At 74.3% G+C, this 12593-nt stretch carries 10 protein-coding genes; 4 read left to right on the forward strand and 6 right to left on the reverse strand.

Annotated elements, in window-relative coordinates; all coding sequences use genetic code 11:
* Positions 1 to 4: 4 nt before the first annotated feature.
* Positions 5 to 1282: a glycosyltransferase family 1 protein gene (locus C6W10_RS03635; protein ID WP_107256517.1), complete on the reverse strand. Its 1278-nt coding sequence runs from the start codon at positions 1280 to 1282 to the stop codon at positions 5 to 7.
* A gap of 76 nt (positions 1283 to 1358) precedes the next feature.
* On the opposite strand from C6W10_RS03635, the gene C6W10_RS03640 reads away from it, so the two are divergent.
* Complete coding sequence (locus C6W10_RS03640) at positions 1359 to 4019, forward strand: hypothetical protein (protein ID WP_107256519.1); 2661 nt, start codon at positions 1359 to 1361, stop codon at positions 4017 to 4019.
* A complete protein-coding gene (locus tag C6W10_RS03645) occupies positions 4012 to 5082 on the forward strand; it encodes a phosphotransferase (protein ID WP_107256521.1) in 1071 nt (356 codons plus the stop codon). The genes C6W10_RS03640 and C6W10_RS03645 overlap by 8 nt, the downstream gene beginning before the upstream one ends.
* On the opposite strand, the gene C6W10_RS03650 is transcribed toward C6W10_RS03645, so the two are convergent.
* Positions 4964 to 6067 (reverse strand): NAD(P)-dependent oxidoreductase, encoded by a 1104-nt coding sequence (locus tag C6W10_RS03650; protein WP_159104450.1) that lies wholly within the window; start codon positions 6065 to 6067, stop codon positions 4964 to 4966. The two genes, C6W10_RS03645 and C6W10_RS03650, sit on opposite strands and share 119 nt — an antisense overlap.
* A gap of 37 nt (positions 6068 to 6104) precedes the next feature.
* On the opposite strand from C6W10_RS03650, the gene C6W10_RS03655 reads away from it, so the two are divergent.
* Both C6W10_RS03655 and C6W10_RS03660 read left to right on the forward strand, forming a co-directional pair.
* Complete coding sequence (locus tag C6W10_RS03655; protein WP_159104451.1) at positions 6105 to 7274, forward strand: glycosyltransferase; 1170 nt, start codon at positions 6105 to 6107, stop codon at positions 7272 to 7274.
* A 79-nt stretch (positions 7275 to 7353) separates the two neighbouring features.
* The gene (locus C6W10_RS03660; protein WP_107256524.1) at positions 7354 to 8172 is read left to right on the forward strand and encodes an NAD-dependent deacylase; all 819 of its coding nucleotides are present in this window, start codon (positions 7354 to 7356) and stop codon (positions 8170 to 8172) included.
* A 26-nt stretch (positions 8173 to 8198) separates the two neighbouring features.
* Here C6W10_RS03660 and C6W10_RS03665 read toward each other — a convergent pair whose 3' ends face one another.
* From C6W10_RS03665 to mmsB, 4 genes are all read right to left on the reverse strand, one after another.
* Positions 8199 to 8669 (reverse strand): hypothetical protein, encoded by a 471-nt coding sequence (locus C6W10_RS03665; protein ID WP_107256526.1) that lies wholly within the window; start codon positions 8667 to 8669, stop codon positions 8199 to 8201.
* 120 nt (positions 8670 to 8789) lie between these two features.
* Positions 8790 to 10595 carry a glycoside hydrolase family 15 protein gene (locus C6W10_RS03670; protein ID WP_107256528.1) on the reverse strand — a complete coding sequence of 602 codons (1806 nt, stop codon included), beginning with the start codon at positions 10593 to 10595 and terminating at the stop codon, positions 8790 to 8792.
* A complete protein-coding gene (locus tag C6W10_RS03675; RefSeq protein ID WP_107263627.1) occupies positions 10592 to 11068 on the reverse strand; it encodes a hypothetical protein in 477 nt (158 codons plus the stop codon). The genes C6W10_RS03670 and C6W10_RS03675 overlap by 4 nt, the downstream gene beginning before the upstream one ends.
* A gap of 259 nt (positions 11069 to 11327) precedes the next feature.
* Positions 11328 to 12590 carry a multiple monosaccharide ABC transporter permease gene (mmsB, locus tag C6W10_RS03680; RefSeq protein ID WP_107256530.1) on the reverse strand — a complete coding sequence of 421 codons (1263 nt, stop codon included), beginning with the start codon at positions 12588 to 12590 and terminating at the stop codon, positions 11328 to 11330.
* Between the last annotated feature and the right edge of the window lie 3 nt (positions 12591 to 12593).

Consider the following 12593-nt stretch of genomic DNA (forward strand, 5'->3'; position numbering starts at 1 on the left):
AAGCCTACGAGACCGACCGCGACGGGTTCGACGACCCTGCAACCGGAGGCAGTCGGGCCGGAGGTGGGGTGCCGGCACGCCCGGCCAGCGATCGGCGCATCGAGTCGACCAGCGCCCGGGCGGAGTCGGACCAGCGCGGCACCGGGAAGCCGGCGGCGGCCGGCGGCAGCGTACCGCCCAGCGCGGCGCCGACCAGTTCGGTCAGCCGGCCGGCGTCGGCCAGCGGATAGAAGTGCGCGTGCCCGTCGACCGTCTCGCGCAGCGGCGCGATGTCGGTGCAGATCACCTCGCAACCACAGGCCAGCGCCTCCAGCGGGCCGAGGTGGTTGCCCTCGTTGCGGGAGGCGACCAGCAGGGCGGCGGCACCGGAGTAGAGCGCGGCCAGCGTGTCGTCGTCGACCCTGCCGGTGAAGACCACCGAGCCGGCCGCGGGCGCGTCGCGGAGCAGCGCGACGACCTCCGCACGCGCCTCGGCGTACCCGCCGACCACGACGAGCCGGGCGCCGGCCGGGAACCGGGGCGCGGCGTCCAGCCAGCGGGCGAGCAGCCAGTCGAACCGCTTGATCGGACCGGCGAGCCCGACGTAGAGGCAGTACGGGCCGGAGAGCGCGTATTCGGCCCGCACGGCGGCCACCTCGGCGGCGGGGCGCCGGTGGAACGTCTCCGTGCGGACCGCGCACGGCACCAGGTCGATCCGGTCGGCCGGGACACCGAGCAACTCCACCAGGTCGTGGCCGGTCGCCCGGGACACCGCCACGATCCGGGTGGCATCTGCCGCGAGCACCCGGTTCAACGCCCGGAAGTAGCGCTGGAACGGCCCGCCTCGCCCGTCGTCCCAGTCGGCGAGCGCGGCGAGTTCGGCCTGGACCGCCGTCCACTGCGCGGCACCGAAGTGCCGGACGAACTGCTCCCGGCCGTAGTCGTGCTCGGGGAAGCGCAGCCGGGTCAGGTCGTGCACGGTGAAACTGTACGGAACCGGACAGTGCCGGTCCACCGTGTAGTGGGTGGTGTGGTAGAGGTCGAATCCGCCCCTCTCCAGCAGGCCGCGCAGTTCGGCGCTGCGGCGTACGAAGCCGTCCGGCTCGGTGGCCACGAGCAGCCGTACCGGTGCCGTCCCGACCGCCTCCCGCGCCGACGTGACCTGCACCGGGTCGACGAAGGCGGTCAGCCGTGGCGTGTCGCCGGCCCCGGCCGACACGGCCAGCTCGCGCAGCAGGTTGGTGCCGTAGCGGGCGATCCCGGTCTGCTGGTTGGCGCGAACATCGACAAGGATTCGCGTCATGCCGCCTCCCCCGCACCGTACGTCTCCACCGGATCAGTCGATGTCGACCGATGTAGTCAGATGATTACATGACGAAGTGGACCTCGACGACTACTTCGTTTTCGGTGCCGCCGGACCGTACCGGCGCAACGAGGTGTTCACCGACCGGGAGGACTACACCCGGATGCTGTTGAACCGGGCCCGGGACCTGGCGGCCGAGCCGCTCGGCACGGCGGACCTGCTTGACTTCGGCCGGCCCGCGCAGAACGTGATCGTGATTCACGGCCAGGGCGGCATCGGCAAGACCACACTGGTCAACCAGTTCTGCGCCGAGCTGACCGGGTCGTCCGCACCCGAGTTGCCGAAGCGGCGAATGGTGGCCAGTTTCGACTTCGCCGACGGCAGCAACCTCGGCTTCGAGACCGTCGTGCTGCGGGTCCGGGCGGCGCTGGGCAGGCTCGGCCGGCCGTTCACCGCCTTCGACACCGGCCTCTCCGTCTACTGGGAACTCAAGCACCCGGGCGTCAGCCTGACCGACTTCGTCGAACGCAGCGGCTTCCTCGGCCAGGAGGACCGGGAGCAGACGGCGCAGCAGATCGCCGGGGTCGTCGACGAACTGCTCGGCTCGGTGGCGGTGGTGGAGGTCGGCTACCGGATGGCCTCCGGGCTGGTACGCCGGTTGCGCGAGGCCACCGAGGTACGCCGGCTCCAGCGCGAGTTCCCGCCGTTCGCCCTCATCCTCAAGGAGAACGACCCGGACCGGATGCTCGGCTACCTGCCGATCCTGCTCGCCTGGGACATCGAGCGGATCCGGGCCAGACGGCCGGCGCTGGCCGTCTGCCATCTGGACACCTTCGAGGCCGTGCAGGGACTGCCCCGGGAGAAGGGGCTGCTGGAGGACCTGCTCGCCCGGATGGTCTACCTCATGCCCAACGTGCTCTTCGTGGTGACCAGCCGGCGCCCGCTGCGCTGGCACGACCCGGTCCGCGCGGTCACCCTGACCTACGGCGGCACCCAGCGCTGGCCGCGTCTCGCCGGGGCGGACGGGCGCGGCGACCAGCACGCCCTCGCCGGGCTCACCCCCGACTACGCCGACACCTTCCTGCGGGAGCGGCTGACGGTCGCCGACGGGGAACCGGCGATCGAGGAGGCGGTACGCCGGCGCATCGTCGACGCCTCGGCGGGCTCCCCGCTCTATCTGGAACTGTCGGTCAGCCAGTACCGCAGCGCGGCGCTGCGCGGAGAGCGGCCGGACCCGGCCCAGTTCGGCGGTCCGCTGCCCGAGCTGGTCCTGCGGATCATGCGCGACCTCTCCCCCGCCGAACGCAACCTGCTGCGCGCCTCGGCACTGCTGGCGGCGTTCGACGCCGACATCCTCCGCGCGGTGCTGCCGGACGTGGCGATGGCGACGATCCACCGGTTCCTCACCAACAGTTTCGTCCGGCACGCGGCGGGCACCTGGCCGGAGTACCGGATCCACCAGACCCTCCGGCAGAGCATCAACGCCTGCGACGAGTACACCGACGACGGCTGGGTCGGCGCCGAGCGCGCCGAGCGGGCGGCCCGGGCGACGGCCCGGGTCACCGAACTCGGCCTGGAGGTGTGGCGATCCGACGACGGCGACACCGTGGTCTCCGCGCAGCGCAGCCAGTGCGCGGTGGCGGCGATGCTGCTGGTCCTACAGGCGGCGGTCGAGCACGAGCTGCTCCCGGACCGGCTGGGTGATCTGACCTACACGCTCAGCCAGCTCGGTCACTGGCAGGTGCTGGCCGCGCTGCCGCCCGCCGACGGTGCCGCGCCGGCACTGCGCCGGCTGGTCGAGGCGGCCCGGCTGGCGTCCACCGCGCAGGTCGACGCCCGCCCCAGGTACCAGCGCCTCAAGACGCTGGCGCAGGCGCCGTGGCAGCACCCCTACGACGCGTACGTCGCCTACGAACTCGGCTCGCTGACCCAGTCGACCGGCCACCACGCCGAGGGCGACGCGTTCTTCGCCTCCCTGGAGCAGGCCGGTCCGCTGCTGCGCAGCGCCGGTGCGTGGGGCCGGGCCGGGGTGGCGCTGCGCCGCAGCCGGCTGGCCGAGGTGCTCGGCTACGCGCCCCCGTCGGCCGGCCAGCCGCTGGAGGACGCCCGGACCTGGGACCTGCTCGGTCACGTCTACCAGCACGGCGGCGACTTCACCCGGTCGGCCGGCTTCTTCCGGCAGGCCCTCGACCAGGCCCGGGCCACCGGCGCGCCGCTGTGGGGGGCGCGGGCGGCCCGGCACCTGGCCCTGGCCACCATGTGGACCGACCCGGAACTCGCGGCGTCGATGCTGCCGGAGGCCCGGGAACTCAACCAGTCGCTGGGTGACCTGATCGGGCTCGCCCAGTGCGACCTGGCGGCGGCGGTCGCGGCGGCCGCCCGGGGCGACCGCGCGGAGGTGGACGAGCTGCTCGCCCGCGCCCACCGGCTGACCGAGGAGTCCGGGGTGGTCGGCCAGCTGCTGCCGGTCGACGCGATCACGGTACTCGCGGCGCTCGCGACCGACCGCCCGGAGCTGGCCCGGACCGCGGCGGCCGCGCTCGCCGCCGACGCCCGGGCCGACCAGCTCGCCCCACCGGTCTGGGCGGCGGTCGCCGGCCTCTGGCTCGACGACGACGAGCTGCACGACTTCGCGGCGGTCGGCTGGTACGACTCGGCCGAGCTGGCGCGGGAACGCTGGCGCGGACCGCTGCGGATGCTCCGGGCCCGGCGGGCATCGGCCGAACCAGGTGGATGAGCAGCAGGTGGACGAGCGGCAGGCGGACGAGCGGCCGGCAGGCGAGCGGCCGGCAGGCGAGCGGCAGGCGGACGAGCGGCCGGCAAGCGAGCCACCGGCGGATGAGTGGTCGGCGGGCGAGCCACCGGCGGGCGAGCGGCGGGCGAGCGTGCCGCCCTGCGGGCCGCTCGACCTGAGCGACGCGGCGACGCCGTCGGCCGGCGAGCTGCCGGGCGAGGTGGTCGACGCGCTGGTCCGGGCGGCGGCGCGCAGCCCCGCCTACGACGGTCCGGCGCCGGACCGTACCGGCGTGGCCGTGGTGCCGGGCCGCCGTACCCTGATCAAGGTGCAGCACCGTCGGCACGAGACGCTGGCGGTCTGCCTCGGCTACGAGCGGGTACGCGTCGCCGCCGGCATCCCGGCACCCGCCCTGCTCGACCACGGCGAGATCCTGGCCGGCGGCGAACGCCGGTGGTGGACCGTGCTGGAACGGGTACCGGGGTCGCACGGCGGCGCCGGTCCGCTGCTGCCCCGCCGCCAGCGGGCGGTCTGCGCGGCGATGCGCCGCTGGCACGACCGGGCACCGGTGCTCGGCCGTCGGCTGGACGCCCCGGGCACCGCCGCGATGTTCTTCGGCGAGATCCGGCTGCGCGACCCCGCGTGCGCGCTGCGCCTGGTGGCGGCGCTCGACCGGGCCTGCCACGGGGCGCCGATGACGGCGATCCACGGCGACATGGCGGTCGGGCACAACGTGCTGTTCACCGGTAGCCGGCTGCGGGCCGTGCTCGACCCGGGCGCCATCCAGGTCGGGCCGCCCATGCTCGACCTGGCCTGGTGCATCGCGGTCGACCTCGGTCTCGGCGGCACCGTGGAATCGGCCGTCGCCGGTTACGGCGCGGGGGTCGACCACGAGCAGCTCGACCGGCTGCTGCCGCTGATGCTGGCCCGACGCCGGTTCGACCTGCTCAACCAGCGCCGCCCGGCGGCCGCCCGACGGCTGGCGGTGCAGTTGCGGGCCCGTCGGCCGGAGCTTTTGACCTGGCTGCCGGCGCCGGATCCGATGCCGTCCGGTACGCACCGCTGACCGCGCCGTGCCGAGGCTCGACCGCTGGCAGCCGTACCGTACGCGCCAGGCCCTCGCGGAGCGGAACCGGCCGCCACGCCGGCAGCAGCGCGCGGAGCCGACGGATGTCGGCGACCACGGCCGGGCTGTCCGACACCCGGGTACGGGCCGGATCGCGCGCGACCGTGCCGGAGAGCCCGAGCACCTCCAGGATTCCGGCCACCACCTCCCGGCCGGTGCTGCCCCGACCGGTGCCGACGTTCACCCGGCCGGTGGCGCCCCGGGTCAGCAGCGCCACGACCGCGTCGGCGGCGTCCTCGACGAAGACGTAGTCGCGTACCGTCCGCAGGTCGCCCAGGTGCAACCCGCCACCGGCCCGGGCCTGGGCGATCGTCGTCGGGACCAGATGGTCGGCGGTCGGAGCCGGGCCGTAGAGGTTGAAGAGCCGGACCGAGAGCGCGGCCACCCCGTGCCGGGCCGCGTGCCGGTGCACCAGCCGCTCCCCGGTCAGCTTGGTCTCGCCGTAGACGGTGCACGGCGCGCACCGGGAACGTTCGGAGAGCGGCCCGGTGGAGTCGGCGTAGACGGCCGCGGAGGAGGCGAAGACGAACCGCCGGGGACGGTGGGCCCGCCAGGCGGCGAGCAGGCTGGCCGTACCGGAGACGTTCACCCGGGCGGTCTCCTCCGGATCGCGCTCGCAGTCCGGGATGAAGTGCTTCGCCGCCAGGTGGACCACGGCCCAGGGCCGTACGGCACGGTGCAGCTCGGCCACCGTGTCGGCGTCGCAGATGCTCACCCGGTGGTGCACCACCCCGGCGTCGTCGGCGAACGCGTGCAGCCGGCGCAGCGTGCCCGCGCTGCCGTCGTCGAGGATGGCGACCGACTGGCCGGCGGCACGCAGCCGCCGGACCACGGCGATGCCCAGAAAGCCGGCTCCGCCCGTGACGAGCACCGGAGAACCGGCGACGGTCACCGGGCGGGCCGTGCTGGCGCGACCCGGCCCCATGCCAGGAAGGATAGATGGCCATGCATTCGTTCGCACCATGTCCAGTGAGGTGGCGGCGGTGATCCGGGTGCTGGTGGACGGGCGGATCGACGCTCCTGACGGCATCGGTCGCTACACCCGCTGCACCGTCGCGGCGCTGCGGTCCGCCGGTCGGGTCCGGCTCGACGTCCTGGCGCCGACCGGGACACCCCGGTACGGCTCGGCGGAGGCGGACGAGCTGCTCGACGCCGCCCGACGCTTCGACGCGGACGTGATCCACCTGTTCGACTACCGGATCCCGTGGCCCGATCCCGGCATCCCGCTGGTGGTGACCGTGCACGACGTCGTCCGGCTGCTCGATCCCGGTCTCTGCTATTCGGACCAGGCGTTCGCCGCGCGGTTCGGTGCCGCCGACCTCGCGGCGCTGCGCCGGGCGGTGGCGGAACTGCGCGCACTGACCCCGCCGGCACCCGCCGCCCGGACGCGCCCCGCCTCGGCCCACGAGGAGTACTACGGCCTGATGATGGCGCACCTCGCGGCGACGGCGGCCCGGATCGTCGTACCGACCGAGACGGTCGCCGGGCAGTTCCGGGCCAGCGTACGGGCGGACGCGCCACTGCGGGTCAGCTCGTGGGGCAGCGACCATCTGCTGGCCGCACCGGCACCGCCGGACGGGGCGGTACCGCCGCTGCACGGGTTCGTCCTCTACGTCGGGCTGGCCCGGGCGCACAAGCGGATCGGTGCCGTGCTGGACGCGTACGCCCGGACGACCAGCCGGCGTCGCGGCGTACCGCTGGTCCTGGTCGGCGGCGACTTCGCGCCCGGCGGTACCGGTACCGGTGCCGATCAGGTCGCCGAGCATCCGGTCGGCACCGAGGCGGTGCTGCTCGGCGCGGTCGAGGACGGCGCGTTGCAGGCGCTGTACCGGCGGGCCGGCGCCGTGGTCAGTCTCTCGGCCAGCGAGGGTTTCGGGTTTCCGCCGATGGAGGCGCTGGCTGCCGGGGCGCCGGTGGTCGCCGCCGACATCCCCACCTACCGGGAGCTGCTCGGCGCGGCGGCGCGGCTGGTCGACCCGGACGACGTGGAGGCGACGGCCCGGGCGATCGACGAGTCCCTCGCCGCCGGTCCACCCCCGGCGGCGGCCGGTGTCGCTCCCCGGTCCTGGGCGACGCACGGGCGGACGCTGGTGGAGCTGTACCGCGAGGCGGTGCAGGAGCGGGCACGGTGAGGGGATCGGCTCGGGGCGCCGCCGGTGGTGCCGAACGGGCGTGCGCCACCCCCGCTCCCCCGGTGGCAGGATCTATCGGATGGAGCAGGTTCTGCCGTCCGAGGCCGCCGGGCTGCTCGCCCGGGCTCGTCGGGTCGTCGTCTTCACCGGTGCCGGGATGTCGGCCGAGAGCGGCGTACCGACCTTCCGGGACGACCTCACCGGGCTGTGGGCCCGCTTCGCTCCGGCGCGACTCGCCACCCCGGAGGCGTTCCACGCCGACCCGGACCTGGTGTGGGGCTGGTACGAGTGGCGGCGCGCCCGGGTACGCCGGGCCGACCCGAATCCGGGGCACTTCGCCATTGCCGCCCTCCAGGCGCTGGTCCCCGACACGGTGGTGGTGACCCAGAACGTCGACGACCTGCACGAGCGGGCCGGCTCCGCTTCCCCGGTGCACCTGCACGGCAGCCTCTTCGCCCCCCGGTGCATCGCCGAGGCCGCCCACCCGGCCGCCCTGACGGAGCCGGAGGACGCCGGGGCCGTCGACCCGGGCGAGGACGGCGGGGCCGTCGATCCGGGCGAGGGCGGCCGGCTGCCGCCGCCGCGCTGCACCCGCTGCGGTGCGCTGGTCCGGCCCGGCGTGGTGTGGTTCGGCGAGGCGCTCCCGGAGGCGGCGTTGAGCGCGGCGATCAGGGCCGCCGCCGGCTGCGACGTACTGCTGGCGGTCGGCACCTCCGGGGTCGTCTATCCGGCCGCCGAGATCCCCGGGATCGCGGCACGCTCCGGTGCCACCGTGATCCAGGTGAACCCGGAACCGACGCCGCTCGACCCGGTCTGCGCGATCAACCTGCGCGGAACCGCGGCCGAGGTGCTCCCCGCCCTCGTCGCCGCCGCCCGGCAGTACAGCGGAAGCATCTGATCCGCCGCGCGCGCTGCCCGGTGGTGTCACATGACGTAGGTGAGGCTGACCCAGAAGACCAGCGCGGAGGCGGCGAGCAGCCCGCCGAGGGTGGTACCGGTCATGATCAGCGCTGGGGCGATCCGGACCCGGTCCCGGAGCAACAGGTAGACGCCGATGGCGGCGATGAAGGCGATCACGGCGAGGTAGACCACGAAGAGGAAGCTCACGGTGACGACGGCCGCCGAGCCGGCGGCGGCCACACCGGCCCGGCGGGGACCGAGGTTGCGGCGGAAGACCGGATAGGCGACGGCGGCGGCGAAGAGGGCGACGAATCCCAGCACCGCCGGAAGCGCCACGCTGGCGAGGAGAAGCATCAGCAGGAAGCTCCCGGTGACGCCGACCGCGACGGCCACGGCGGCGTGACGCGGCCCGAGGGCGCGCGGTGGGACCAGGTAGCCGACGGCGCCGGCACAGACGGCGGTGGCGCCGATGAGGAGCGCGAGAGACGAGTCCACGGCCTGCCTTCCGATCCGGTGTGCTCGGACGATGGGAATCGTACGAAAGCCGCGCACCCCCGCAGGTCCCCGCCCGGGCGTCGCCGGCCATCCGGCACCGCACTCCCCGGCCGCGCACGGCTAGGAGACCGGTGCCGACCGGATCGCGAGTACGGCCTGCACGAGTGCGGCGTGGGTGAGGGTCTGCGGATAGTTGCCGAGGTGGGCGCCGGTCGCCGGGTCCATCTCCTCGGCGTAGAGACCCAACGGGCTCGCCCGGTCGAGGAGTGCCTGGAACAGCTCGACCGCCTCGGCCCGCCGCCCGGTGCAGGCGAGCGCCTGGACCAGCCAGAAGGAGCAGGGCAGGAAGGCCGCCTCGGAGCCGGGCAGGCCGTCCCGGCCGGGCGGGTAGCGGTAGAGCAGCGGACCGCCCGCGCCCAGGTCGCTCCGGATCGCCTCGATGGTGCGCTCCACCCGGGGCGAGCCGGCGTCCTCGATGCCGAGCAGTGGGAGTACCAGCAGCGCAGCGTCGACCTCCCGGGAGCCGTAGCCGCGTACGTAGTTGCCCCGCTCGGGGTCGACGCCGTGCACCCGCACGTCGTCGACGATCGCCTGTCGGGCGTCGCGCCAGCGTCGCCGCTGCCGGTCCGGGATCGGATGGGTCTCGGCGATCCGCAGCGCCCGGTCCAGCGCGAGCCAGCCCATCAGCTTGGAGTGCACCTGCTGGGTGGGGTGGCGCAGCTCCCAGATGCCGGCGTCGGGTTCCGGCCAGCGCCGGGCGACCACGTCGGCGAAGCCGCGTACCGCCCGCCAGGTCTCGGCGTCGAGGCGGTGTCCGGCCCGCGCGTAGACCCAGCCGGCGTCGACGACCCAGCCGTAGCCGTCGAGCTGGTGCTGGCCGGCGGCACCGTTGCCGACGCGTACCGGGATGCTGCCGGCGTAGCCGGGCCAGCCGTCGAGCTGCCGCTCCGCCGGCACCCGCAGCCCGTCCAGGGTGAACAGTGCCGGCAGGCGCGGTCGCTGCAACCGACTGGCCCGCAACAGCCAGGCGAGGAAGCCCCGGGCCTGGTCGGGCTTGCCGACGCCGAGGAAGGCAGCGATGCCGATGCTGGCGTCCCGGGGCCAGACGTAGCGGTAGTCCCAGTTCCGTACCCCGCCGGGCTGCTCCGGCAGCGAGGTGGTCGGCGCGGCGACCGGGGCATGCGACGGCGAGTGGGTCAACAGCCGCAGGGTGAGCAGGCTACGCGCGACCGCGTCCCGGAACGGCAGTTCGGGGTCGAGGTCGGCGACCCAGGTCCGCCAGTACGTCTCGTCGGCGCGCAGCAGTTCCCAGGCCGCCTCCGGATCCACCTGGACCAGTGGTTCCCGGTGGGCCACCACCAGTACGAAGGTGACCGGCCGGCCCGGGTGGACGGTGATCGGGGCCGGCCGGCCGGCTTCGACGACCGGCCCGGGAGCGCAGCTCAGCGAGACCGCGAGCCCCTTCCACTCGCAGACCCAGACCGGCCCGTGCCGTCGTGTCCGGGGCGGCCGGCGGCCGTCGCCGAGCCGGGGGTCGAACTCGACGACGGCGTCGGCGGGGCCGCCCTCGGCGTGGAGGCGCCGGACCAGCAGGGTCGTCGGCAGCAGTCGACCGGTGACCTCGGCGACCATCCCCTCGGTGAGGGTGAGGCGTCGCTCTCCGATCGCCCAGGTGGTCCGCAGGGTGGTGCTGTCCGGCCGGTACCGCCGCTCGACCAGCTCGGCGGGTCGGGCCGGGCCGATCCGGTAGGTGCCGGCCGCCGGACCGCCGACGAGCCTGCCGAACAGGGGCGCGCCGTCGAAGCGGGGTACGCACATCCAGTCGATCGCGCCGGCGCTGGAGACCAGGGCCGCCGTGCGGGTGTCGCCGAGCAGCCCGTAGTCCGCGATCGGCGGTGCCGGCCCGGCCGCGCCGACCGGGCTCATCGGGCCTGGAGGAGCAGCCCGAGGACGGCCCCGTAGAGGAGGTGCACGGCCACCGTGACCGTCGGGGTCTGCATCCCGTAGTTCAGGGCGAGCAGGCCGGGCGGCTCCAGCACCGCCGTACTGGCCGGGCCGGCCCTGGCCGAGGCCATCCGGGGATGTACGCCGGGCAGCAGCGGCAGCAGTACCGTCAGCGCGATGCCGACGTGCACCATGCCGAGCAGCGCGCCGAGCCACCAGGTGGCCCGTCCGAGCAGGGCGAACGTCGCGGCGTAGCCGAGCGCGAACCCCTGACCGGTCAGCAGGTGGATGAAGAACCCGGCCACCCGGGCCCGGTCGGGGTCCTCGGTGACCAGGGTGCCGAGGATCAGCGGCAGGTCGACCCGGGTGAGCCCGGCGAGCTGCGCGGCGATCATCGCCGCGGTGAGCGCGGCGGTGGCCACCACCCCGAAGAGTGCCCATCCCGCCCAGTCCATCTCAGCCGGCGCGGCCGACCGCCGGGACACGCCGGCCGGGCCCGGTCGCCGGGGCGCGTACCGGATCGACCATCGACCTGCCTCCTGGCTCCTGGCTCCTGGCTCCTGGGCGGGATCGCGGCGCAGCGGGGCGCCCGGCGCCTCGACACGCACCCGACCCGAATTCGTCCGGATATCTACCGTATGCGGCAGCGTGCTCCCGGACGGTACGGCTCGCCGGGCGAGCACCGGGGAACGGCAGCTCGGTCCGGCGAGCGAGTTACCGGGCGGCTCCGGCGCGGCGCTTGGTCCAGACGTCGAAGGCCACCGCGGCGAGGAGTACGGCGCCCTTGACCAGCATCACCCGCTCGCTCGGCGCGCCCATCAGCGACATGCCGTTGTTGATCACGCCCATGATCAGGCCACCGGTGATCGCCCCGACCACCTTGCCGACGCCACCCTGCACGGCCGCCCCGCCGATGAACGCCGCCGCGATGGCGTCGAGTTCGAAGGCGTTGCCGGCGGTCGGGCCGGCCTGGTTGAGCCGGCCGGCGAAGATGATGCCGGCGAGCGCGGAGAGCACGCCCATGTTGACGAAGATCCAGAAGATCACCGACTTGACCTTGACGCCGCTCAGGGTCGCGGCCTGGAGGTTGCCGCCGACGGCGTAGATCTGCCGGCCGAAGACGGCCCGGCTGGTCAGCAGCGAGTACGCCAGGATCAGCCCGGCGAGCAGGATCAGCACCCAGGGCAGGTTCTTGAACCGGGCCAACTGCACGATCACCGTCATCACCACGACGCCGGCCAGGGCGAGCTTGAGGACGAAGAGCGGCAGCGGCTCGACGGTCTGCTGGTAGCCGAGCCGGGCCATCCGGCCGCGCCACTGCACCAGCACGATTCCGGCCATCGCGGCGATCCCGACCAGCAGGCTGAACAGGTCGGCGCCGCCCAGCGGGCCGAGCCCGACGTTGCCGAGGTAGCCCTCGGTGAAGCCGTTGGCGAGGGTACGCACCGGGTCCGGGAACGGGCCGATGCCCTGGTTGCCGAGGACGGTCAGGGTGAGCGCCCGGAAGAGCAGCATGCCGGCCAGGGTCACGATGAAGGCCGGGATGCCGAAGTAGGCGATCCAGAAGCCCTGCCAGGCACCGATCAGCCCGCCGACGACGAGGGTGATCAGCAGGGCCAGCGGCCACGGTACGTCGTGTTCCACCATCAGCACGGCCGCGACCGCCCCGGTGACCGCCACCACCGAGCCGGCGGAGAGGTCGATGTGCCCGGCGATGATGATCAGGATCATGCCGATCGCCAGGATCAGCACGTACGAGTTCTGCACGACGATGTTGGAGATGTTCTGCGGCTGGAGCAGGGCCCCGTCGGTCAGCACCGAGAAGAGCAGCACGATCAACGCGAAGGCGACGTAGATGCCGCTCTGCCGCAGGTTGATCGACAGCCGGCGGCCGGGACCGCCGGCCGGGGCGGACGGTTCACCGAGACCGGGGCCGCTCACCGCGACATCGGCGTTGGTGGGTGCGGTGGCGCTCATCGA

Source organism: Plantactinospora sp. BB1, from assembly GCF_003030385.1.
GTDB lineage: Bacteria > Actinomycetota > Actinomycetes > Mycobacteriales > Micromonosporaceae > Plantactinospora.

What these genes read in the sequence shown, in the direction of transcription:
- C6W10_RS03635 (WP_107256517.1), bottom strand. Translation starts at nt 1,282, where the DNA reads ATGACGCGAATCCTTGTCGATGTTCGCGCCAACCAGCAGACCGGGATC.
- C6W10_RS03650 (WP_159104450.1), bottom strand. Translation starts at nt 6,067, where the DNA reads ATGGGGCCGGGTCGCGCCAGCACGGCCCGCCCGGTGACCGTCGCCGGT.
- C6W10_RS03655 (WP_159104451.1), top strand. Translation starts at nt 6,105, where the DNA reads ATGTCCAGTGAGGTGGCGGCGGTGATCCGGGTGCTGGTGGACGGGCGG.
- C6W10_RS03660 (WP_107256524.1), top strand. Translation starts at nt 7,354, where the DNA reads ATGGAGCAGGTTCTGCCGTCCGAGGCCGCCGGGCTGCTCGCCCGGGCT.
- C6W10_RS03670 (WP_107256528.1), bottom strand. Translation starts at nt 10,595, where the DNA reads ATGAGCCCGGTCGGCGCGGCCGGGCCGGCACCGCCGATCGCGGACTAC.
- C6W10_RS03675 (WP_107263627.1), bottom strand. Translation starts at nt 11,068, where the DNA reads ATGGACTGGGCGGGATGGGCACTCTTCGGGGTGGTGGCCACCGCCGCG.
- mmsB (WP_107256530.1), bottom strand. Translation starts at nt 12,590, where the DNA reads ATGAGCGCCACCGCACCCACCAACGCCGATGTCGCGGTGAGCGGCCCC.